The following is a 21,174-nucleotide window of genomic DNA, read 5'->3' as shown; positions in this document are numbered from 1 at the left end:
TCGTATGTTAAAAAAATTGCTGTTTTTTTCAATATCGCTTTTGATATTCTTTGAAGCATCGGGCCAAGCTTGTCCAAATCTGATAAGCCCAAGGGATGGCGATATTGATGTACCGGTCGATGTGACCCTGTCGTGGAATGCCATAGAGGGGGTACCCTCTTACTTCATATCTATTGGTACGACCCCTGGCGGCAGGGATATAGTCAATGAACAGGGGGTGGGCAGCAATGCCACTTTTCAACCTCCATTGGGGCTTCCGGAAAATTCCCAAATTTATGTGACCATTACGCTCTTCTTTTTCAATCAATCAAATATTGTGTGTGCAACAGAAAGCTTTAGGACGGAAGATGTTACTACCGCACCCGATTGTACACCTATAACAAATATTGAAGACGGTGATACCGGCGTAAGTGTATTTACCAATATTAGATGGAGTTATGCGCCAACCGCTACGGGCTACCGAATCACTATCGGCACTGCACCTGGCCTAAATGACTTATTTGATGGCGATGTGGGCAACGTACTGAGCTTTAATCCACCTTTCGAATTTACGCCCGAAACCACATTTTATGTCAGGGTTATTCCCTATAACGAGAATGGACCAGCCAACAATTGCGATGAAATAAGCTTCACCACAAGAGAGGTGGCCCCTTTGCCTGATTGTACCAATCTTGTAAATCCGTTGAACGGTGCGATCAACGTACCCTTGACTCCTTTTATCGAATGGGTACCAGTACCTAATGCCACGGGCTATTACGTGACCATTGGCACAACCCCCAACGGGGCCGATATTCTTGATAATGCCACTTTCATATCAAATGCGACCTTCGTCATCAATTTTACCCCGAACACCCTTTTTTTTATTACCATAACCCCTTTTAATGAGAGTGGTGCAGCGATCGGCTGTGGGCAAGAAACTTTCTCGACCCTTTTGGGATGCGGCCCCTATCTTGATGTAGCTACTGGTGAATTTGTCGATTTGCACCCTGAATTTGAATTTCCTTCAGTATTTTCCTTTTGTGAAAATGAAGAACCCTTGGTGCTTACGGCCCCCATCATTGCAGATGGCTATCGCTGGTTCGGTATTGATCAATTGGGCAATTCATCATTGTTATCAGAAGATAGGGACCTTACGGTAAGCGAAGCAGGTCAATTTCAGCTCGAGGTCTATGATTTTGTCACACAACCTGGCGATGTTATTGAATGTGCGACCCTGGTCGATTTTGAAGTGGTCTCTTCAGAAGCTGCTACCATAGACCGTCTTGACATAAGCGATTCAGCTCTTGGCCTAAGGGTAGAGGTAATCGCTTCTGGAAATGGTGATTATGAATATGCCATAGACAATATCGACGGCCCCTACCAAGACAGCAATGTGTTCAATAATATCCCATGGGGCAATCATACCGTTTACGTTAGGGACAAAAATGGTTGTGGTATCACAGAAGAAAGCTTTGAACAAGATTTGACGGTCGAGGGTTTCCCCAAATTCTTTTCACCAAACGGTGACGGCATCAACGACTTTTGGCAGTTTGTGCAACCAGAAGGCCAGAATATTGTATTGACCAGTATCCGTATTTTTGATCGTTTTGGGGTTTTCTTGGCAGAAATAGACCAAAGTTCGCAAGGGTGGGATGGCACTTTGAACGGCAGGGACTTACCCTCATCAGATTACTGGTTCCAGGCCATTGATGAGAGTAATAGAGAAGTCAAAGGACATTTTTCTTTAAAACGCTAGACAATTTCTTTTTCCTTGCGTATACAGATTGTAACTTTAAACAATGAAGTTTAAGGTAATTTCAGATTTCAAGCCTACCGGTGACCAACCAGATGCGATTAAGCAATTGGTCGAGGGCATTGAAGCAAGCGAAGAGCACCAGACACTTTTGGGCGTAACGGGTTCTGGCAAGACATTTACGGTGGCCAATGTTATTGAGCAAGTGCAACGGCCAACATTGGTTCTGGCCCACAACAAGACCCTGGCAGCACAATTGTATTCTGAGTTCAAGCAATTCTTTCCAGAGAACGCCATTGAGTATTTTGTTTCGTACTACGATTACTACCAACCCGAAGCCTATATACCCACAAGTGGCACATACATAGAAAAAGACCTTTCGATCAATGAGGATATTGAGAAAATGCGGTTGAGTACGACCTCATCGCTGCTATCAGGACGAAGGGATGTCTTGGTCGTCGCCTCTGTCTCTTGTCTGTACGGAATCGGTAACCCGATGGAGTTTCAGAAAAATGTCATCTCCATACATAAAGATCAGGTCATTTCAAGAACCAAGTTTTTGCATCAGTTGGTGCAAAGCCTGTATTCACGTACCACCGCGGATTTTAGGAATGGAAATTTTAGGGTGAAAGGTGACGTGGTAGATGTGTTTCCAGGATATGCAGACCATGCCTTTCGTATACATTTCTTTGGGGATGAAATTGAAGAGATCGAGGCGCTCGACCCTTTCAACAACAATGTCATCGAAGTCTATGAGTACCTGAATATCTATCCGGCCAATATGTTCGTGACCTCCCCAGACATACTCCAAAACGCCATCCACCAGATACAGGATGATTTGGTGAAGCAGGTCGACTATTTCAAGGAAATTGGGAGACCCTTGGAAGCCAAACGGTTAGAAGAACGCACCAATTTTGATTTAGAGATGATTCGTGAACTCGGCTACTGCTCTGGTATCGAAAACTACTCAAGGTATCTAGATGGGCGTGAACCTGGCACACGACCTTTTTGCTTGTTGGACTATTTTCCAAAAGATTATCTAATGGTCATCGATGAGAGCCACGTTACGGTTCCGCAAGTACATGCCATGTATGGCGGCGACCGTTCCCGCAAAGAAAATTTAGTGGAATATGGTTTTCGTTTACCTGCTGCCTTGGACAACCGACCCTTGAAGTTTGAAGAATTTGAAGCCTTGCAAAATCAGGTCATCTATGTCAGTGCCACCCCTGCCGATTATGAACTGCAACTGAGCCAAGGAGTTTATGTCGAACAGGTAATCAGGCCCACGGGTCTGTTGGATCCCGAAATCGAGGTTAAGCCCAGTTTGAATCAAATCGATGACTTGGTCGAAGAAATACAAAAGCGGGTCGAGTTGGATGAAAGGGTCTTGGTAACGACCCTCACCAAACGAATGGCTGAAGAGCTGACCAAATATTTGGCCCGAATCGATGTACGGTGCCGTTACATACACAGCGATGTGGATACTTTGGAACGCGTTGAGATTATGCAAGATTTGCGCAAAGGGCTATTCGATGTACTTATTGGGGTCAATCTATTGCGCGAGGGACTTGATTTGCCCGAAGTCTCATTGGTTGCCATTTTAGATGCCGACAAAGAGGGCTTTCTACGCAGTAACCGCTCATTGATACAGACAGTGGGCCGTGCCGCCCGAAACCTGAATGGCAAGGCCATTATGTATGCTGACACTGTTACCGATAGCATGCAAAAGACCATTGATGAGACCAATTACCGCCGTGAAAAACAAACAGCATACAATACCGAACATAACATTGTGCCAAAAGCATTGAAAAAAAGCTTGGACAATGCCTTGGCAAAGAACTCTGTATCGACCTACCACTTTGAAAAAGAAGAACTGCGTGCCGCCGAACCCGATTTGGAATACCTCACCAAAGAACAGCGTGAAAAACTCATTCGTGATAAACGAAAGGCCATGGAAAAGGCAGCCAAGGAATTAAACTTTATGGAAGCCGCCAAACTTCGAGATGAAATCAAAATGTTACAGGAGCAGTTCTGAAAAAGAAAGTGCCGCCCCTTTTGGGCGGCACTTTCATCAACTAACCAACTAATCAAACCAACCATCATGAAACACCTACTAGTTGGCGTAATGTTCTGTCTTATCCAATCTCGATCATACGCTTTGGCTTTGGCAAAGCTTCCTCTTTTTTAGGAAGTGCCAATCTCAAGATTCCGTCCACATATGATGCATTGATATTATCTTCATCAACAGTCTCTGGCAACGTAAACGAACGTTTGAAAGAAGAATATGAAAACTCCCTACGGGTATAGTTTTTATCTTTGGTTTCTTTCTCGTTCTTGACCTCAGATGAAACGGTCAAAATGTTGTCATCGACCTCGACGTTGAAATCATCTCTCTTCATGCCCGGAATCGCAAATTCCAGCTCAAAATCTTTTTCGTTCTCCTTGATGTTCACGGCAGGAACATTCTTCTCAAAATTTTCCATGCCCCCAAACCAATCAGGTTTGAAGAACTCGTTCATCAATGATGGAAATAATAGGTTGTTTCTTCTGATTATACTCATGACTATAAACTTTAGTTTTTAAACATTTGTTTTGCTCACCATGAATAAGACAAAAGATATACCATTACACATATACTGCCCTTATGGCAGTTTTTTAAGATTTTGTTATGACATTATGTCATTAATTGTAATGGGCCGTGAAGATACGTAGCAATACTTCTGGAGGTATGATTTTATCAGGATATTGATGCATGACCTCTAACACCTGTGCCACAGCAGAAGGTGGCAGCCCCATGGACAGGCCGATTTCATGAAGTCTTCGAATTTCATCTTCATGCTGTTCTTGGTCGATGTTCATCATCAGCAACAATCGGTGAAATTGTACAATTCTAGCGGCTTGGCTTTTTAATATCTTTTTTTTCGCTTTTCGCTTCAACAGATCTTCAAGAACATTTTTCTCAACACCCAACCGTGAAGCGACCTGCAACAGAAAACTATACTCAGATGGCTTAAGCTTGTTATCTACTCTGGCAAAAGCGATCATTTCTGACAATATGCTCAATTTTTCTTCATAGGTACTCATGGCGTTGTTCGGTTTATCTAATTAATAACTGTCAAGTGCATAGGTTTAGTGTACAAAAAATCCCGGGATTGACCCGGGATTTTCTCAACTAATTCAAATAATCACTGTCTTTATGCGGCAATTCGCACTACAACCGTGTACATTTTGCCCTCTTCACATTTTGGGCATTGACTGTCTTCAAATATTTTTAAAATCTGGATAGATGGTTCTTTGGTTCATTGACATCGCTATCAGAAGCCAAAACATTTCCTGAGAGAAGCAGCATGGCCCTCGCCAAAACTAGACTGATTTTGCTCATGATGATTTCGCCTTAAGATTGATGATGCATTGATGAATATACTGAAAAGACGCCCTGAAAGTAAAAATGTTACACTAAAATCGAATTTTAACACCCTTGTACGTATCTAGCCGTTACATCACTATGTTCGTTCAACGCTGTTACGATCAACCACTGAAAATTTCAAAAACCAGCCCCATTAAAATCAAACATAAAAAAAGAGGCAATAAGCCTCTTTGGAAATTTTCGATTTTAGCGCAAATTTACGCCAGCACCTCTTTTACCTTGTCGGCAGCTTCCTTGAATTGAACTGCCGAATGTACCGCTAGGCCTGAGTTGTCGATTATCTCTTTTGCCAGTTCGGCATTGGTGCCTTGCAGACGAACGATGATGGGTACCTGAATGGCGTCGCCCATATTCTTATAGGCATCTACCACACCTTGGGCCACACGGTCACAGCGAACAATGCCCCCAAAGATATTGATAAGAATGGCCTTCACATTGGCATCTTTCAAAATGATCCTAAAAGCTTCCTCTACCCTTTTGGCATCAGCCGTGCCACCTACATCTAAAAAGTTGGCGGGTTCGCCTCCGGCCATTTTGATCAAATCCATAGTGGCCATGGCCAATCCGGCCCCATTGACCATACAGCCAACATTACCATCAAGATCTACGTAATTGAGACCCACAGCACGTGCTTCGACCTCAATGGCATTCTCTTCACGCAAGTCGCGCATCTCTGCATATTGCTTTCTTCTGAAAAGCGCATTGTCATCAATCGACACTTTGGCATCGACGGCCATGATCTTATCGTCAGAAGTCTTCAAGACCGGGTTTATCTCAAAAAGATTGGCATCACTCTGTTCATATGCTTTATACAGTGCGGAAACAAATTTGACCATCTCTTTGAAGGCCGTACCTGAGAGCCCAAGGTTGAAGGCTATCTTACGGGCCTGGAAGGGCAACAATCCAGTAGCGGGATTGATTTCTTCGGTGAAAATCAGATGTGGGGTCTTATCGGCGACCTCCTCGATGTCCATGCCCCCCTCGGTAGAATACATGATCATGTTGCGCCCTCTTGAGCGGTTCAACAAGACCGACATATAAAATTCACTTGTCTCACCCGGGCCCGGATAATACACATCTTCAGCCACCAAAACCTGGTGTACTTTTTTGCCTTCGGGCGGAGTCTGTGGGGTCACTAAATTCATACCGATGATACTCCCGGCAAGCTCTTCTACCTCTTTGAGGTTTTTGGCCAACTTGACACCACCGCCCTTACCACGGCCACCAGCGTGTACCTGTGCCTTGATCACATGCCAGCCCGTACCGGTTTCTTGCGTCAATTGCTTGGCGGCATCAACAGCTTCTTTGGCATTGTGTGCGACAATACCGCGTTGCACGCGAACGCCAAAGCTGGCCAAAATCTCTTTTCCTTGATATTCATGAAGGTTCATATCGGTACTTTATTTGTTTCCGGCACAAAAATAGGAAACCAAGTATAGAATTAATAATTTATAATGGTGATTTGAAAGTGGATCTTGTGTAAACGAAACATAGAAATCACAAAAGCCCTTTTAAGCTTCTAAATCCTTAAAATCCAAAGGATCAAAATTTTTAAAATGTCCGTTCATATCGATCAAGGCCTTGGTACGATTTATTTGATCAAGTATCTTAATAGTGGTATCAAGATGGTCTTTGATATAACCCAAACGTTCTGATTCACGGGGCAGTTGCAAAAGTTCATATTCTTGTTCAAAAGACAGGCCCATCTTATGGGCAAAAGCAAAACTATTGAACTTTTTCGATGATGTCTTTGGGAATTCAACCCCCATTAGGTCATATAACTCTTCGAGTTTCTCCATCACCTCGGCACGTTCTTCTTCAGAGGCATCATTCACCGATTCTAAAAACTCTACCTCACCACCCGCATATAATTTACCTTCCATCTCATGTTCAAAGGCCAACACCTTAAAAACTTGTCTGGCCACACAGACCACATCCATTTCACCACCATCATAGGTGGTCACCACCTCAACCAGTTGCACTTCGGTGCCATAGGCTATCGAATTGTCAACGTATACCGGTATGCCGAAAGTGATGGCCTCATCCCTACAGTCACGGATGAGCTGTTTATAACGCTCTTCAAAAATATGCAGCGGAACGGTCTCACCGGGAAAGAAAACCGATTGTAAGGGAAACAGGGGTAATTTCATTATAGAATTTTTCTAAAAATAAACAGCAGACTCTTAAAAGGCAACTTTTACTTATTTTGATTAAGATGTTATTTTTATAACAATTTGTTGTGTTTGTTTGTTTCGTGGTCGTTTTTTTTGTCCACTATCACAACAAAGATTAGTTTTGTCTAAAAGGATGTTGATATGAAATCTACCGATTTATTGAAGGTTGCCCATGAATTTGATGCACCGCTATATGTGTACGATTCAGCAAAAATCGTCTCGCAGTATAACCGTTTGACAAATGCTTTTAAGGATGTTGGAAATCTTCGCCTGAACTATGCGGCGAAAGCACTCTCCAATATTTCCGTTTTAAGGCTCATGAACAGTTTGGGAAGCGGACTCGATACGGTTTCCATCCAAGAAGTAAAACTCGGGCTTATGGCCGGATTCAAACCTGAATCCATCATCTACACCCCCAATGGTGTTTCGTTGGAGGAGATTGAAGAGGCTGCGGCCCTAGGTGTACAAATCAATATCGACAACTTATCGATACTGGAACAATTCGGGAGCAAGCATCCCGATATTCCGGTTTGCATTCGTATAAATCCACATGTGATGGCCGGAGGCAATTCGAACATCTCTGTTGGCCATATCGACTCTAAATTCGGCATCAGCATCCATCAAATTCCCCATTTACTGCGTATCGTAGCGTTGACCAACATGAACATCAACGGCATTCATATGCACACGGGAAGCGATATTTTGGATATCGATGTTTTTCTTTACGCTTCGGAAATCTTATTTGAAACGGCCAAAAACTTTCAAAATCTTGAGTTTATTGATTTTGGCAGTGGTTTCAAAGTGCCTTACAGAGAGGGGGATATTCAGACAAATGTGGAAGAATTGGGCAAAAAACTGACCCAGCGTTTCAATGAATTCTGTAAAGAGTATGGCAAAGAACTCACCTTGGCCTTTGAGCCGGGCAAGTTTTTGGTCAGTGAAGCAGGTTATTTTCTGGCCAAGGTAAATGTCGTCAAACAGACCACCTCGACCGTTTTTGCCAGTGTTGATTCTGGTTTCAATCACCTGATACGACCCATGTTGTATGGAGCTTCCCATGAAATTGTCAACATCTCAAATACAAGCGGCCGTGAGCGATACTATTCTGTGGTCGGTTACATCTGCGAAACCGATACTTTTGGCAGCAATCGCCGAATCAATGAAATTTCTGAGGGCGATATTCTTTGTTTCAAAAATGCAGGTGCCTATTGCTTCACCATGGCCAGTAACTATAATTCGCGCTATCGCCCAGCCGAGGTACTTTGGTATCAAGGCAAGGCCCATTTGATTCGTGAGCGGGAAAACTTTGATGATATTCTGCATAGACAAATCGATGTGAAAGGCTTGTTTGAGTCAAAGAAGGAGAAAGTATCCACGAAATGATATGATTCCCTTTGCCCTGATAGTATCCATCATTTTCATTTTATTGGGGGCCGTACACATCTATTGGGCTTTCTATGGAATAAAAAATCCAGAAGCCGTTATACCAAAAAAGGTTACCGACAAAGAAACAACCGTCCCAAGTAAAAACTTGACTTTTTTTGTGGGCTTATTTTTAATAATGGCCGCACTATTATTTTTGAACAAAACCCTTAATTATCTAAAATATGATGGATTGGTCTACGCTGAGATTGCCTTGGGTTTTCTTTTTTTGATACGTGCTGTGGGTGATTTCAAGTATGTAGGGTTTTTCAAATCGATCAGGGACACCCTGTTTGCCAGAATGGACTCCCGCTACTATAGCCCTTTGTGTTTGCTGATCGCCCTTTTGATCGCCTTTTCGCAACTCTTGACTTGAATACTTTTTTGGCACAATTTTCGTTAGTTTTGATACGGTCATAAGACTAAACCCTCAAATAAATGATGATGCGGACGATTGCTTTTGTTTTGACCCTACTTTTTGCCACAACGCTCAGTGCCCAAGAAATCGATTGGCTTACTTGGGAAGAAGCCGTGGCCCTTACCAAAAATGAGGGAAACTCCAAAAAGGTGTTCATAGATGTCTACACCGATTGGTGTGGGTGGTGCAAGAAAATGGATAAAGATACTTTTCAGCATCCGGAAGTGGCCGCTTACATGCAACAAAACTTCCATATGGTCAAAATGGATGCTGAAGGCAAAGAGCCTATAGAATATCAAGGTAAAACTTTTAAATATGTACCCTCAGGCAAAAGAGGTTATCACGAATTGGCGGCTGCCTTGTTGCAAGGCCGTTTAAGCTATCCGACCGTTGTTTTTTTGGATGAGGACCTCAATATGCTCTCCCCAGTGCCCGGTTACCAAAAAGTGCAGCCATTTCTACAGATTGCCCGGTACTTCGGTGAAGATATTTACAAGACCCAAGATTGGAAGACCTATTCAGGCATAGGTAAGTAGAACTACCTAAATTTTTCGATATTTCTGGGCACAGCCCTCAATACACAAATAGGAAAGGATAAGTCTATTTTCCTCTAAATGGATATATACTTTCAAATCATCAAAGTTACAGTCTTCTGGAACCAAAAAATTTTCTGATGAATAATCAGATAAATCACTGTCATTTATTTCATAAGTGCCACTTACATCGCTATCGCTATCAGTCCCCATGAAACATAGTGAACCATTGGCCATATAGGTGCCCTCGGCAGAAAATATGATGATTTTGTCACTATTGACCGGATTAAAATCGCCACTGCCATCGCCGGGATCGGCATATTGTTCGATCAATAACCAAGTACCGATCAAATCGGTGGGTCGGTTAAGGCTATCATCTTCATCGCAGCCCAGTAGTAACAAGAAAAGTACAAGTACCAGTACTGACTTTCCCATGCAAACAATGTTTTGATTGAAGATGAAATCTTTGAAATAAGTTGCGTGGCCATAAATGGCTAACGACTATAATTTGGGCTCTCTTTGGTTATCGTCACATTATGTGGGTGGCTCTCGCCAATACCGCTAAAAGTGATTTTGACAAACTTGCCCGTTTCTTTTAAGGTAGTTATGTCTTTGGCGCCGCAATAGCCCATACCGGCCCTTAGACCGCCTATAAATTGGTGCATACTTTCATACAACTCGCCCTTGTAGGGCACACGGCCCACAATACCCTCGGGCACCAATTTTTTGATATCGTCTTCGACATCTTGAAAATAGCGATCTTTACTGCCCTCTTTCATGGCCTCTACCGAACCCATGCCACGATAGCTTTTGAACTTACGGCCCTCATAGATGATGGTCTCGCCAGGAGATTCTTTTGTTCCGGCCAACAATGAGCCCAACATAACACTATCGGCACCTGCGGCAATGGCTTTAGGGATATCGCCCGTATAACGGATACCTCCATCGGCAATTACGGGAACACCACTTCCCTTTATGGCCGCGGCCACCTCAAGTACTGCCGAAAATTGTGGGAAACCGACACCGGCCACCACCCGAGTGGTACAGATCGAACCTGGACCGATACCGACCTTTACCGCATCGGCCCCTGCCTCAACCAAATATTTGGCCGCTTCACCCGTGGCGATATTGCCCACGACCACGTCCAATTCTGGAAAGGCATCCTTTATTTGTTTCAGGGTATCGACCACTCCTTTGGTATGTCCGTGTGCGGTATCGATGACAATGGCATCGACACCGGCCTTGACCAAAGCACCTGCCCTGTTGACGGCATCTGGGGTGACCCCAATGGCCGCCGCCACCCGAAGGCGACCGTACTGGTCTTTATTGGCAATGGGTTTCTGGGTCAGTTTGGTGATATCTCGAAAAGTGATGAGTCCGACTAAATTATAGTCATCATCAACGACGGGAAGTTTTTCGATTTTGTTCTCTTGAAGAATATCTTCCGCTTCTGTCAAAGTGGTACCCCTAACAGCGGTCACCAGATTTTCTGAGGTCATGACCTCGGTGATGGGCCTATCATCATTCTTTTCAAAACGAAGATCACGGTTGGTGACTATGCCCAGCAGTTTTCTGTCTTTAGCAACAATGGGAATGCCGCCAATGCTATGCTCTCTCATACTGGCTTTGGCATCACGAACCACAGCATTTAACGGAAGCGTCACTGGATCCAATATCATACCGCTTTCAGCTCGCTTCACCCTGCGCACCTTCATCGCCTGCTGCTCAACGGTCATGTTTTTGTGCAGTACGCCAATGCCACCCTCGCGGGCCATGGCTATGGCCATCTTTGATTCGGTGACGGTATCCATCGCGGCAGAGGCTATGGGCACATTGATGGTGATGTTTCGTGTAAACTTTGTTTGGATATTGACCTCTCTGGGAAGGATCTGTGAATAGGCCGGCACAAGAAGAACATCATCATAAGTGAGACCTTCGCCGACAATTTTTTGAAGATGGGCTTCCATTGCAATTACAGATTAATTGCGTGCAAATATACCACAATTAATCCATCCTAGGCATATATGGGCCATTGCCTTGCCCAAAGGGTTGTTTTATGACTTTTCACTATCATGCAATATAACGCTACGTCAATAATTTCATCCTCCAAAAAATTTTCAAATTTAACACCCCATAATATATTGATACTGAAAGGGTAGCACCAAGTAATTTTTATTAGTTCTAAATAAACTTTTTTAACTCAATTTTATGAATTAGGTTTGCACTTTATTTTTAAACAGTCTAAATAAGATGAACGGCAGATTTATTCTTTTCTTTTCGCTTCTTTCAATATCAGTACTTTCACAACAAACACCACAACAGCTAGATTCGATTAGGTTGAACGAGGTGGTGATTTCAGCCAAGAAAATCTTTGGCAGTAAGTTCGAGGCCAGAAACCGTACCGGATCTTCTTATTATATTTCTCCCCAAGAAATAAAGAAATTCAATTATACCGATGTGAACCGCACCTTGAGAAGTGTCCCAGGTGTAAATGTCTATGAAGAAGACGGATTCGGTCTTCGCCCCAATATCAGCTTGAGGGGCACCTCACCTGAGCGAAGTGCCAAAATCACCCTTATGGAAGATGGCGTATTGATCGCACCAGCACCCTATAGTGCGCCTTCGGCCTATTACTTTCCTACAATTGCACGTATGCAGGCAGTTGAAATCTTAAAGGGAAGCAGCCAAATACAGTATGGACCGTATACCACGGGTGGAGCCATTAACATGCTTTCCACAGAGGTTCCAGACACTTTTAGTGCCGTATTGAACTCTAGCTATGGCAGTTTTCAAAGCGGCAGGGTACATGCACTGTTAGGTGACAGCAAAAAGAACTTTGGGTATGCCATTGAATATTTGAACTACAACTCTAACGGATTTAAAGAGTTGGAAGGTTTTGACAATACCGGTTTTGACAAAAATGATTTGATGGCCAAGTTTCGGGTCAATACCAATCCGGAAGCTGAAATCGGACAAGCATTTGAAGTAAAGTTTCAGTATTCAGATGAAACCTCCAATGAAACCTATTTAGGGCTGACCCAAGAAGATTTTGATATCGACCCGTTTGCACGTTACGCCGGTTCACAACGCGATCAAATGAACAACGAGCATTTGCAGTTTATGGGTACGCACACCCTGAAGTTTTCCGATTATTTCAGGATTACGACCACAGGATACTACAACAAATTCGAGAGAAACTGGTATAAGGTTGATTTTATTACGGTAAATGGTCAACGCGAGGGTATTTCAAATGTTTTGGGTGACCCCGTGGCCTTTGATGGGTACTATGACCTGGTTCGCGGTGCGGTCAACAGTGATGGAGATGACTTTTTGAACGCCCGTGCCAACAACAGGGAATATTACGCCGCCGGAGTGCAGACCAAACTCGATTACCATTGGACAGGTGAAAAAACATTTCACGACATCGAGATAGGGTTTCGCTACCACTATGACGAAGAAGACCGTTTTCAATGGATTGATGATTATTCGATGAACAATGGCACCATGGTTTTGGTAAATGCCGGTATTCCTGGCACAAATGCAAACCGCATCAGCAATGCACGCGCCTTTGCCGCCTATGCCCAATATAAGATCAAATACAACGATTTGACCCTTACGCCTGGCCTCCGCTATGAAAACATGACCCTTATGCGTAAAAATTATGGCACAAACGATGTTGACCGTACGGGTATCGACCTTTCTGAGAGGGAAAATAAGGTGGATGTTTTCATTCCGGGTATGGGTTTCAATTATAACTTTGACAATATTTCAGTTTTTGGTGGGGTTCATAAAGGATTTTCACCACCTAGCAACCAGCCTGATGAAGATCCAGAGCAAAGCGTCAATTACGAATTGGGAAGCCGTTTTTCATATGCTGGGTTTACAGGAGAAGTAGTGGGCTTCTATAATGATTATAGCAACCTTTTGGGCAGCGACCTGGCCGCCACGGGCGGTACTGGTTCTTTGGATCAATTCAATGCGGGCGAAGTCAAGGTTCAGGGAATTGAGGTGCTGTTAAACTATAATCTGCTGCCCAATGCAGAAAACTTCATTCTTCCAGTAACTTTCGGTTATACATTTACCGATACTGAATTCTTGAACAGTTTTGGTAGCGAAAACGACATTTGGGGCGAAGTAAATGCCGGTGATGAACTGCCCTATATAGCGAAACATCAGTTCAACACTACAATTTCTCTTGAGCACTCGAAATATGAAATCAATTTAAGTGCCCGATACAACGGGGAATTCAGAACACAAGCTGGTTCGGGAAATATCCCTGCCGATGAACGGGTAGACTCAAATTTCATCTTTGACTTGGCTGGAAAATATAGACTGGGCAAGAATATCGCCATCACTGCAAATGTTATCAACTTATTCGATGAAACCTATGCCGTGGCAAGGGTCCCAGCCGGACTTCGACCCGGTCATCCTTTCGGGATTTATGCAGGATTGGAACTGCGATACTGATTTTTAGAATAAATAGATTGCCCTATTGTATCAGGGGTTTTTTAGTGATAAACACTGAATAGTTCCGTTGCTTTATTATAAGCTGCTTCAAAGGCCATCCAATTTGCATTTGTCTCTACCTTCGCAGCCGTAAAATACGAGAGTATCTTTTCAGTGGGCATGTTGCCCGTAAGTTCATCTTTGGCCATGGGACAGCCCCCAAAACCCTGTACGGCCCCATCAAATCGCCGACAGCCCGCTTTATAAGCCGCATCGACCTTCTCGTGCCATTTGGTGGGCGTGGTATGCAAATGCGCGCCGAACTCTATATTGGGATATCTGGGAATCAAATTTGAGAACAAATAATCGATGACCTGAGGGGTCGAGCTCCCTATGGTATCAGACAACGAAAGTATCTTTACGCCCATAGCTGCCAGTTTCTCTGTCCACTCCCCCACTATCTCAACATCCCACGGATCACCATATGGGTTGCCAAAGCCCATCGAGATATAAGTGACCACTTCTTTATCGGCCCTATTGGCAATCTCTAAAATCTCTTTTAAGGTATCTACCGATTGGGCTATGGTCTTATGCGTATTACGCATTTGAAAGTTCTCGGATATCGAAAAGGGATAGCCCAAATAATCAATCGGTTTGTGCATAACCGCATCGTTTGCGCCCCGCACATTGGCCACAATGGCCAACAACCTGCTCTTGGTCTTTGAAAGATCGAGCCGTTGCAATACTTCAGCAGTATCGGCCATTTGCGGAATGGCCCTGGGCGATACAAAACTACCAAAGTCGATAGTGTCAAAACCACAACCCAGGAGTGACTGAATATACCGTGCCTTTTCTTCAGTGGGAATAAAGGTCTTGATGCCTTGCATGGCATCACGTGGACATTCTATGAGTTTCACATTTGACATGGGATGCCTCAAAATTACCACTATTTATCAGATAGTAAGAGGTACAGGGCAATACCTACAAATACCACAATTTGCAACCATTTGAAAAAAACCACTGTGCTCGGATTTTTCTTGGTATACGTTGATATATTGCCTGCCAGTATGGCAATGGCTCCAAAAACGATAAAAGTGACCACCATAAAAAGCAACCCCAATATATAGAACTGCCAAACAGTATTTAAGGTATCACTGAACAAAAAACCTGGAAAAAAGGCCAAAAAGAAGATCGTCACTTTCGGATTGAGGACATTCATCGTAAATCCTTTTACAAAAAGATCCTTCAACCCTTTTTTGGAAACAGCGTTGTTCGAAATCTCAATCTCACCCTCAGACCTAAAAACCTTGTAGGCCAAAAAAAGAAGGTAGGCCGCACCAAAGAGTTTGATAATCCAAAATAATGTATCGCTTTTGTTGATAAGTGCAGAAACTCCAAAGGCCAATAAGGTGGTATGTACGATACAGCCACTGACCAGCCCCGCAACGGTGGCAAGGCCATACTTTTTTCCATAAGAAACACTTTGTGTCAGCACAAAGATATTATCGGGACCAGGTGAAATGGCCAAAACGGCCGAGGCCGTTACAAATGCTGCAAGTATCTCGTAATTCAAGGTAGAAAGGCTATGACCGGTCTAAAATAGCCTTATTGATCTTCTTCACCAAACTTGGCCCTTCATAGACAAACCCTGTGTAAAGCTGCACCAGATCGGCACCTGCGTCAAGTTTTTCAAGGGCATCTTCTGCAGAATGTATCCCTCCAACCCCGATAATGGGAAAAGCATTATTGCTCTTTTCTGCCAAAAAACGAATGACCTCGGTACTTCTTTTGGCCAATGGCCTGCCACTCAGCCCACCTTTTTCCTCTACCAAGGTCAAATGCGATTTCAACCCTTTACGGTCGATGGTCGTATTGGTGGCGATCACACCGTCTATTTTGGTCGCCTTTATGATGTAAATGATATCCATCAATTGTTCATCAGAAAGATCTGGAGCTATTTTTAATAGAATAGGTTTTTCAAGCGTTCCAAATTTCGCCGCATATTTCTCGTTCTCACGCTTCATTTGGTTCAGCAACTGCATCAAAGGTTCTTTTTCTTGCAATTCACGTAGACCGGGGGTATTCGGAGAGCTGACGTTGACCACAAAATAATCGACGTGCTCGAACAATGCATCAAAGCAGATAAGGTAATCTTTTGTTGCCTTTTTGTTCGGGGTTACCTTGTTCTTGCCAATATTGCCCCCAATCAACACCCGATGCTTCTTTTTTAAACGCTCGACTGAATCAAACACCCCGGCATTATTGAACCCCATGCGGTTGATGATGGCCTTATCTTCTTTAAGCCGAAATAATCTTTTCTTCGGATTGCCAGGCTGCGGCTTTGGGGTCAGCGTGCCGATTTCAACAAAGCCAAAACCAAAATCTGACAGTTCGTTATAGAGCCTGGCATCTTTATCAAAACCTGCGGCCAACCCTACCGGATTCTTGAACTGCAGACCAAACACCTGTCTTTGAAGCCTTGGGTCGTCAACACAATAGATTCTTCTGAAAACACCGGAAAAACCAAGTTTTGATAACATCCGAATGGTAAAGAAGGAAAAATGGTGGGCAGATTCGGCATCCAGTAAAAAAAGAAGGGGACGCACCAAGAATTTATACATTCAGAAAGATTTTCAACAAAAATATAAACTCTGCCAACCAATAAGTAGCATAATGCCTAATTTTCGTTAACCTGTCGATTGACAAAAATCGGGGTGCGGATCACTTCTTCACAAAGTTTCATGTACAGTTTATACTGTCTGTCGTCAAATAGGGAAAGCATGCGCTGATCGATCATTCGCATGTTTTGCTGCATGCTATCCATCAAATGTTTGTACTCATAAGACATTTTGGTCAAATCTTCAGGAGAGCTCTGGGCATGTCTGCCAAGTAGCCGTTTTGCCTGATCCTCTAATAGGCTGTTGCGATATTGGAGCTCGGCACCCCAATTTTTCATTTTCTCGATTTGGGTTTCGGTCAACTTAAAAACCTCAATGATTTTGTCATCACTGTTACTTCCAACACCCAAAAAGCAATCTTGTTGTGCCGCCAGGGAAAGTGTCAATACAAAAAATGGGGCAAGCGTTACTTTTTTCATCATGCCGTCTGCAATTAAAAACTTAAGGTAAGGGTTTGAAGTTGATTTTTATAAAATATCCGTTTGAATAAATCCTATTTTTGACCAAATACATCTCCATGGATAAATTATTGCCCAGATTTTTGGATTTTGTAGCCATTGATACCCAGAGTGACCCAAAATCAGAGACCACGCCCAGCACTGAAAAACAGTGGAATTTGGCCAAAAAACTGGTGCTGGAGCTGCACCAGATCGGTATGCAGGAAGTATCGATTGACGAGCGCGCCTATATCATGGCCACGCTACCCTCCAATACAGAAAAAAAGGCACCCACTATTGGTTTTATCTCCCATTTTGACACCTCACCCGACTTTTCTGGAAAAAACGTGAAGCCACAACTCATCGAAAACTATGATGGGGGCGATATCGTTCTCAACAAGAAAAAAAACGTGGTGCTATCACCTGATTATTTTGAAGACTTATTGCAATACGAGGGTCAAACCCTTATCACCACTGATGGTACTACCCTGCTAGGCGCCGATAATAAGGCGGGTGTCGCAGAAATCATAACCGCTATGGAATATCTGGTACAACACCCAGAAATCAAGCACGGTAAAATTCGTATTGCCTTCACCCCCGATGAGGAAATCGGCAGGGGCGCCCACCATTTTGATGTGAAAAAGTTTGGGGCCGAATGGGCCTATACCATCGATGGAAGCCAAATAGGTGAGCTTGAGTATGAAAACTTCAACGCAGCCAAGGCCACCATAACCTTTTCGGGCAAAAGTGTGCATCCAGGCTATGCAAAAGATAAAATGGTCAATGCCATCTTGTTGGCAAATGAGTTTTTGAGCCTACTCCCAAAAAACGAAGTGCCAGAGCGGACTACTGATCGAGAAGGGTTTTTTCATGTCCACGACATAACCGGTCACATTGAAAAGGCGACACTTGAACTCATAATAAGGGACCATGACCTAGAGCAGTTCGAAGCCAGAAAACTACTGCTCAAAGACATACGGAATAAGATCAACATGAAGCATGAAAATACCGTATCTGTAGAAATTACCGACCAATACCAAAACATGAAAGAGAAAATAGAGCCTGTGTTCCATATTGTTGAGCTGGCCAAGGAAGCCATGTTGCAAGTAGGTATTGAGCCCATCATAAAGCCGATACGGGGCGGCACCGATGGTTCACAGCTCAGTTTTATGGGCCTGCCATGCCCCAATATTTTCGCCGGTGGCCATAATTTTCATGGAAAGTACGAATATGTTCCTTTAGAGAGCATGAAGAAAACGGTTGAAGTAATCGTCAAAATTTGCGAACTTACGGCAGAACGGTTCAAAGGATAGAAAGAAAAATGGAAAAATCTGAAAAAATAGAGGCGTACTATGAAAAAGAGCATCCTTTCAAAGAGGGAATAAACCTTTTACGTGAACTGGCCCTAGAAACCGAAGTTAAAGAAACCTACAAATGGAGCCTGCCAGTATACACCATCAATGATAAAAATGTCTTTGGGATCTGTCGATTCAAAGGTTTTTTTGGGGTTTGGTTCTTCAATGGGGCCCTTTTGAACGACTCGAAAAAAGTACTGAGAAATGCTCAAGAGGGCAAGACCAAAGCCATGCGCCATTGGAATTTCACATCTATGGAAAACATTGATAAAAAAGGAGTGCTGGCCTATATGAATGAAGCCATTTTGAACCAAAAAAAAGGAAAAATAGTAAGCCCCTCAAAAAGTAGATCGAAGAAAAAAACCAAAATACCCGTACCACTTGAAACGGCTTTGGACGAGAATGCTGATTTAAAAAAGGCCTTTACAGGGCTATCGGCCTACAAACAAAAAGAATTCTGTGAATATATTACTGAGGCCAAGCAAGAAGCCACCAAGGCAAGACGTCTACAAAAGATTTTGCCCATGATCGAAAAAGGCTTGGGCCTGAATGATAAATATCGATAAAAAAAGCGCCTTTGAAAGGCGCTTTTTACTATGTTATTTTACCATCTATTTTTTTGCAGGAGCAGCTAACTTTTTACTCATTTCCATCGAAATGGCCGAACGATCAAACTTCAAGCGCCCGGCCATGGTCTCAATGACGCAGGAATTATCTTTGTCATTTAAATCGACCACTTTGCCATATAGACCACTTTTGGTAATGATTCTATCTCCCTTTTTCAAGGCTTCCGTAAATTTCTTCTCATCTTTTTGCCTTTTGATCTGCGGCCGTATCATGAAGAAATAGGCCACGGCAAAAATCAAGATTAACGGTAGAAATTGTCCAAGTCCTTCCATTCAATTTATCCTTTTTTCATCGGAACGGCCAATTGCTCACCATTCTTAGGGTTTACATGCGCCTTGATTCGAAGTGATTCAGAACCTTTCTCGGTATTGGCTGTCAAGGTAACCGTCTTGGTCACCGCCCCATTGCCAGAACCGTTGAATTTCACCAATAGCTCACCGCTTTCTCCAGGAGCGATGGGGGTATTCTTTGGATATTCTGGGACGGTACAGCCACAGGTACTGCGGGCATCGGTAATCACCAAGGGGGCATCGCCCGTATTGGTAAATTTGAAAATGGTCTCTTGGGGCGTACCCTGCACAATAGTGCCAAAATCATGCTCATTTTTTTCAAAGCTTATTACAGGAAGCTTCTTTTGAACTTCATCTCTATTGGCCGCAACCTCAACGTTGTCATTATTGATTTTGCTGGTGGCCTTGTCTTTGCAAGAAAATGAAATCAGAAAAAAGGCCGCAAGGCCCAAGATGTTCATCGCTTTCATAGTACAGTATCGTTTTTTAATTTGAACAAAAATAACCAATTCTATTATTATAGGAGTCCACGGCCCATTTTTTGGAGTTTTCCCGTCGCTCTGTACTCTTTGACCAGCTTGTCTAACACCCCGTTGATGAAAATACTGCTCTTCGGAGTCGAATACTCTTTGGCAATCTCTAAATACTCATTTAAGGTCACCTTTTCAGGGATCGAAGAGAAATTCAACAGCTCACAAATTGCCATTTTCAATAAAATACTGTCGATTTCTGCAATACGGTCATTGTCCCAATTTGGGGTTTTCGCCTCAATCTCTTTTTCCCATTCCGCATCGTTCAACAGAGTTTTGGTCAACAATTCATCGGCAAATTCCATATCGGCTTCATCTTTCAATAGTCTTGGTAAAAAGAAGCGTTCATTGGCGGTCGGCTTGGTCTTGCCCAATCGCTTGACCAAAAAGGTGTTCACAATAGGAAAGTCGTCGACCCAAGTAAGCCTATCATCTTCAAAGAACTCATAGATCTTATCATTGGGCGCAATGATTTCTTTGAAGAGTGAAATGATAAATTCTTTGTCTTTTTCATAGCTGCCATCGGTCGAAGCCATGTATTCTTTGTATAAATCACTCGAAACGACATTTTTGTAGATAATCTTGACATATTCACCGTTAAGGTGCCAAACCTGTAGTTTTCTCTTGACAAGTTCTCTTTTAAGCAATTGATTTTCAGTAATTTGTAAAAGCAGCTGGTTATTGATGAATTTTTCGCGATTCGGATAATTGTCTTCTTCTGAGACCAAGTATTTTTTGGGGGCATGCTGAACATGCTTTTTCGCCATTTTGTGCAGTTCAACAAAAAGGTCCAACATCAAAAGATAGAGCACGAACATACTGTCAATGCTATATCTTAGAAATTTCTTCTGCTTGTCCAATGATTCATCATGCGATTGAATTAAGGCATAAATGCACTGCATCACCTTAACCCTAATATGCCTTCTTGTGAGCATTTGTAAAGAACTTTTCTAGCGATAATCAAATAACGGCGCAAAAGTACACCTTATTTCCTTTCAGACTGCCCATTGCTATTTTGTTATCAGTTTTATAACATTTGTTTTGTGGTCGATCACATATCTTTGTCGAATTGCCCATTATTGACAAACTGACAACAGACCAAGAT

21 protein-coding genes are annotated in these 21,174 nt (G+C 43.0%); 8 read left to right on the top strand and 13 right to left on the bottom strand.

The annotated features are described in order from the left end of the window. The first annotated feature begins 4 nt into the window (after window positions 1–4). Together L0P89_RS12740 and uvrB are read left to right on the top strand one after the other, a co-directional pair. On the top strand, window positions 5–1,735 hold the full coding sequence (locus L0P89_RS12740; RefSeq protein ID WP_235265476.1) for a T9SS type B sorting domain-containing protein: 1,731 nt from the start codon (window positions 5–7) through the stop codon (window positions 1,733–1,735). Window positions 1,736–1,778: 43 nt separating this feature from the next. Next, window positions 1,779–3,767 carry an excinuclease ABC subunit UvrB gene (gene uvrB / locus L0P89_RS12735; protein WP_235265475.1) on the top strand — a complete coding sequence of 663 codons (1,989 nt, stop codon included), beginning with the start codon at window positions 1,779–1,781 and terminating at the stop codon, window positions 3,765–3,767. A 100-nt stretch (window positions 3,768–3,867) separates the two neighbouring features. On the opposite strand, the gene L0P89_RS12730 is transcribed toward uvrB, so the two are convergent. The 4 genes from L0P89_RS12730 to L0P89_RS12715 all read right to left on the bottom strand — a co-directional run bounded on the left by L0P89_RS12730 (window position 3,868) and on the right by L0P89_RS12715 (window position 7,309). Then, entirely contained in the window at window positions 3,868–4,293 is a 426-nt protein-coding gene (locus L0P89_RS12730; RefSeq protein ID WP_235265474.1) for an Hsp20/alpha crystallin family protein, read from the bottom strand. 121 nt (window positions 4,294–4,414) lie between these two features. After that, window positions 4,415–4,816 carry a TerB family tellurite resistance protein gene (locus L0P89_RS12725; protein WP_235265473.1) on the bottom strand — a complete coding sequence of 134 codons (402 nt, stop codon included), beginning with the start codon at window positions 4,814–4,816 and terminating at the stop codon, window positions 4,415–4,417. Between the two features lie 540 nt (window positions 4,817–5,356). Further along, window positions 5,357–6,550 (bottom strand): ADP-forming succinate--CoA ligase subunit beta, encoded by a 1,194-nt coding sequence (gene sucC / locus L0P89_RS12720; RefSeq protein ID WP_235265472.1) that lies wholly within the window; start codon window positions 6,548–6,550, stop codon window positions 5,357–5,359. 120 nt (window positions 6,551–6,670) lie between these two features. Beyond that, window positions 6,671–7,309 carry an LON peptidase substrate-binding domain-containing protein gene (locus L0P89_RS12715; RefSeq protein ID WP_235265471.1) on the bottom strand — a complete coding sequence of 213 codons (639 nt, stop codon included), beginning with the start codon at window positions 7,307–7,309 and terminating at the stop codon, window positions 6,671–6,673. Window positions 7,310–7,474: 165 nt separating this feature from the next. On the opposite strand from L0P89_RS12715, the gene lysA reads away from it, so the two are divergent. The 3 genes from lysA (at window position 7,475) to L0P89_RS12700 (ending at window position 9,709) form a co-directional block, all read left to right on the top strand. Continuing rightward, a complete protein-coding gene (gene lysA, locus L0P89_RS12710) occupies window positions 7,475–8,716 on the top strand; it encodes a diaminopimelate decarboxylase (RefSeq protein ID WP_235265470.1) in 1,242 nt (413 codons plus the stop codon). 1 nt (window position 8,717) lies between these two features. After that, window positions 8,718–9,131, top strand: coding sequence for a DUF3995 domain-containing protein (locus L0P89_RS12705; protein WP_235265469.1), 414 nt, complete (start codon window positions 8,718–8,720; stop codon window positions 9,129–9,131). A 68-nt stretch (window positions 9,132–9,199) separates the two neighbouring features. Next, window positions 9,200–9,709, top strand: coding sequence for a thioredoxin family protein (locus L0P89_RS12700; RefSeq protein WP_235268037.1), 510 nt, complete (start codon window positions 9,200–9,202; stop codon window positions 9,707–9,709). Between the two features lie 6 nt (window positions 9,710–9,715). Here the strand turns inward: L0P89_RS12700 and L0P89_RS12695 are convergent, their stop codons facing one another. Together L0P89_RS12695 and guaB are read right to left on the bottom strand one after the other, a co-directional pair. Continuing rightward, entirely contained in the window at window positions 9,716–10,141 is a 426-nt protein-coding gene (locus L0P89_RS12695) for a hypothetical protein (RefSeq protein WP_235265468.1), read from the bottom strand. A gap of 59 nt (window positions 10,142–10,200) precedes the next feature. After that, window positions 10,201–11,673: an IMP dehydrogenase gene (gene guaB, locus L0P89_RS12690; RefSeq protein WP_235265467.1), complete on the bottom strand. Its 1,473-nt coding sequence runs from the start codon at window positions 11,671–11,673 to the stop codon at window positions 10,201–10,203. Window positions 11,674–11,956: 283 nt separating this feature from the next. Between guaB and L0P89_RS12685 the strand changes: the two genes are divergently transcribed. Further along, window positions 11,957–14,173 (top strand): TonB-dependent receptor family protein, encoded by a 2,217-nt coding sequence (locus L0P89_RS12685; RefSeq protein WP_235265466.1) that lies wholly within the window; start codon window positions 11,957–11,959, stop codon window positions 14,171–14,173. 41 nt (window positions 14,174–14,214) lie between these two features. On the opposite strand, the gene L0P89_RS12680 is transcribed toward L0P89_RS12685, so the two are convergent. Genes L0P89_RS12680 through L0P89_RS12665 form a run of 4 tightly spaced genes read right to left on the bottom strand, consistent with a single transcriptional unit; the run spans window position 14,215 to window position 17,252 of the window. Further along, complete coding sequence (locus L0P89_RS12680; RefSeq protein ID WP_235265465.1) at window positions 14,215–15,078, bottom strand: hydroxymethylglutaryl-CoA lyase; 864 nt, start codon at window positions 15,076–15,078, stop codon at window positions 14,215–14,217. 20 nt (window positions 15,079–15,098) lie between these two features. Continuing rightward, the gene (locus L0P89_RS12675; RefSeq protein ID WP_235265464.1) at window positions 15,099–15,725 is read right to left on the bottom strand and encodes a LysE family translocator; all 627 of its coding nucleotides are present in this window, start codon (window positions 15,723–15,725) and stop codon (window positions 15,099–15,101) included. Between the two features lie 10 nt (window positions 15,726–15,735). Continuing rightward, the gene (locus L0P89_RS12670) at window positions 15,736–16,773 is read right to left on the bottom strand and encodes a quinone-dependent dihydroorotate dehydrogenase (RefSeq protein ID WP_235265463.1); all 1,038 of its coding nucleotides are present in this window, start codon (window positions 16,771–16,773) and stop codon (window positions 15,736–15,738) included. Window positions 16,774–16,829: 56 nt separating this feature from the next. Then, complete coding sequence (locus L0P89_RS12665) at window positions 16,830–17,252, bottom strand: hypothetical protein (RefSeq protein ID WP_235265462.1); 423 nt, start codon at window positions 17,250–17,252, stop codon at window positions 16,830–16,832. A 95-nt stretch (window positions 17,253–17,347) separates the two neighbouring features. Here L0P89_RS12665 and pepT point away from each other — a divergent pair, with 95 nt between their 5' ends. Continuing rightward, entirely contained in the window at window positions 17,348–18,580 is a 1,233-nt protein-coding gene (pepT, locus tag L0P89_RS12660) for a peptidase T (protein WP_235265461.1), read from the top strand. 8 nt (window positions 18,581–18,588) lie between these two features. Next, on the top strand, window positions 18,589–19,188 hold the full coding sequence (locus L0P89_RS12655; protein WP_235265460.1) for a YdeI/OmpD-associated family protein: 600 nt from the start codon (window positions 18,589–18,591) through the stop codon (window positions 19,186–19,188). 45 nt (window positions 19,189–19,233) lie between these two features. Here L0P89_RS12655 and yajC read toward each other — a convergent pair whose 3' ends face one another. Genes yajC through nusB form a run of 3 tightly spaced genes read right to left on the bottom strand, consistent with a single transcriptional unit; the run spans window position 19,234 to window position 21,004 of the window. Beyond that, window positions 19,234–19,521, bottom strand: coding sequence for a preprotein translocase subunit YajC (gene yajC / locus L0P89_RS12650; RefSeq protein ID WP_235265459.1), 288 nt, complete (start codon window positions 19,519–19,521; stop codon window positions 19,234–19,236). A gap of 5 nt (window positions 19,522–19,526) precedes the next feature. Continuing rightward, a complete protein-coding gene (locus L0P89_RS12645; protein WP_235265458.1) occupies window positions 19,527–20,009 on the bottom strand; it encodes a DUF1573 domain-containing protein in 483 nt (160 codons plus the stop codon). A 47-nt stretch (window positions 20,010–20,056) separates the two neighbouring features. Further along, on the bottom strand, window positions 20,057–21,004 hold the full coding sequence (nusB, locus tag L0P89_RS12640; RefSeq protein ID WP_235265457.1) for a transcription antitermination factor NusB: 948 nt from the start codon (window positions 21,002–21,004) through the stop codon (window positions 20,057–20,059). Between the last annotated feature and the right edge of the window lie 170 nt (window positions 21,005–21,174).

Origin of the sequence: Muricauda sp. SCSIO 65647 (genome assembly GCF_021534965.1) — a bacterium.
Classification (GTDB): domain Bacteria; phylum Bacteroidota; class Bacteroidia; order Flavobacteriales; family Flavobacteriaceae; genus Flagellimonas_A.
Note: the sequence above shows the minus strand (reverse complement) of the source record. Positions and strands in the feature narration are given on the sequence as shown.

Excerpts from the sequence above, each read along its gene's own strand:
- uvrB (WP_235265475.1), top strand. The coding sequence starts at position 1,779 with ATGAAGTTTAAGGTAATTTCAGATTTCAAGCCTACCGGTGACCAACCA.
- L0P89_RS12680 (WP_235265465.1), bottom strand. The coding sequence starts at position 15,078 with ATGTCAAATGTGAAACTCATAGAATGTCCACGTGATGCCATGCAAGGC.
- L0P89_RS12665 (WP_235265462.1), bottom strand. The coding sequence starts at position 17,252 with ATGATGAAAAAAGTAACGCTTGCCCCATTTTTTGTATTGACACTTTCC.
- L0P89_RS12645 (WP_235265458.1), bottom strand. The coding sequence starts at position 20,009 with ATGAAAGCGATGAACATCTTGGGCCTTGCGGCCTTTTTTCTGATTTCA.
- yajC (WP_235265459.1), bottom strand. The coding sequence starts at position 19,521 with ATGGAAGGACTTGGACAATTTCTACCGTTAATCTTGATTTTTGCCGTG.
- L0P89_RS12695 (WP_235265468.1), bottom strand. The coding sequence starts at position 10,141 with ATGGGAAAGTCAGTACTGGTACTTGTACTTTTCTTGTTACTACTGGGC.
- L0P89_RS12685 (WP_235265466.1), top strand. The coding sequence starts at position 11,957 with ATGAACGGCAGATTTATTCTTTTCTTTTCGCTTCTTTCAATATCAGTA.
- nusB (WP_235265457.1), bottom strand. The coding sequence starts at position 21,004 with ATGCTCACAAGAAGGCATATTAGGGTTAAGGTGATGCAGTGCATTTAT.
- L0P89_RS12655 (WP_235265460.1), top strand. The coding sequence starts at position 18,589 with ATGGAAAAATCTGAAAAAATAGAGGCGTACTATGAAAAAGAGCATCCT.
- L0P89_RS12740 (WP_235265476.1), top strand. The coding sequence starts at position 5 with ATGTTAAAAAAATTGCTGTTTTTTTCAATATCGCTTTTGATATTCTTT.
- pepT (WP_235265461.1), top strand. The coding sequence starts at position 17,348 with ATGGATAAATTATTGCCCAGATTTTTGGATTTTGTAGCCATTGATACC.
- L0P89_RS12715 (WP_235265471.1), bottom strand. The coding sequence starts at position 7,309 with ATGAAATTACCCCTGTTTCCCTTACAATCGGTTTTCTTTCCCGGTGAG.
- lysA (WP_235265470.1), top strand. The coding sequence starts at position 7,475 with ATGAAATCTACCGATTTATTGAAGGTTGCCCATGAATTTGATGCACCG.
- L0P89_RS12700 (WP_235268037.1), top strand. The coding sequence starts at position 9,200 with ATGCGGACGATTGCTTTTGTTTTGACCCTACTTTTTGCCACAACGCTC.
- L0P89_RS12705 (WP_235265469.1), top strand. The coding sequence starts at position 8,718 with ATGATTCCCTTTGCCCTGATAGTATCCATCATTTTCATTTTATTGGGG.
- guaB (WP_235265467.1), bottom strand. The coding sequence starts at position 11,673 with ATGGAAGCCCATCTTCAAAAAATTGTCGGCGAAGGTCTCACTTATGAT.
- L0P89_RS12725 (WP_235265473.1), bottom strand. The coding sequence starts at position 4,816 with ATGAGTACCTATGAAGAAAAATTGAGCATATTGTCAGAAATGATCGCT.
- L0P89_RS12670 (WP_235265463.1), bottom strand. The coding sequence starts at position 16,773 with ATGTATAAATTCTTGGTGCGTCCCCTTCTTTTTTTACTGGATGCCGAA.
- sucC (WP_235265472.1), bottom strand. The coding sequence starts at position 6,550 with ATGAACCTTCATGAATATCAAGGAAAAGAGATTTTGGCCAGCTTTGGC.
- L0P89_RS12730 (WP_235265474.1), bottom strand. The coding sequence starts at position 4,293 with ATGAGTATAATCAGAAGAAACAACCTATTATTTCCATCATTGATGAAC.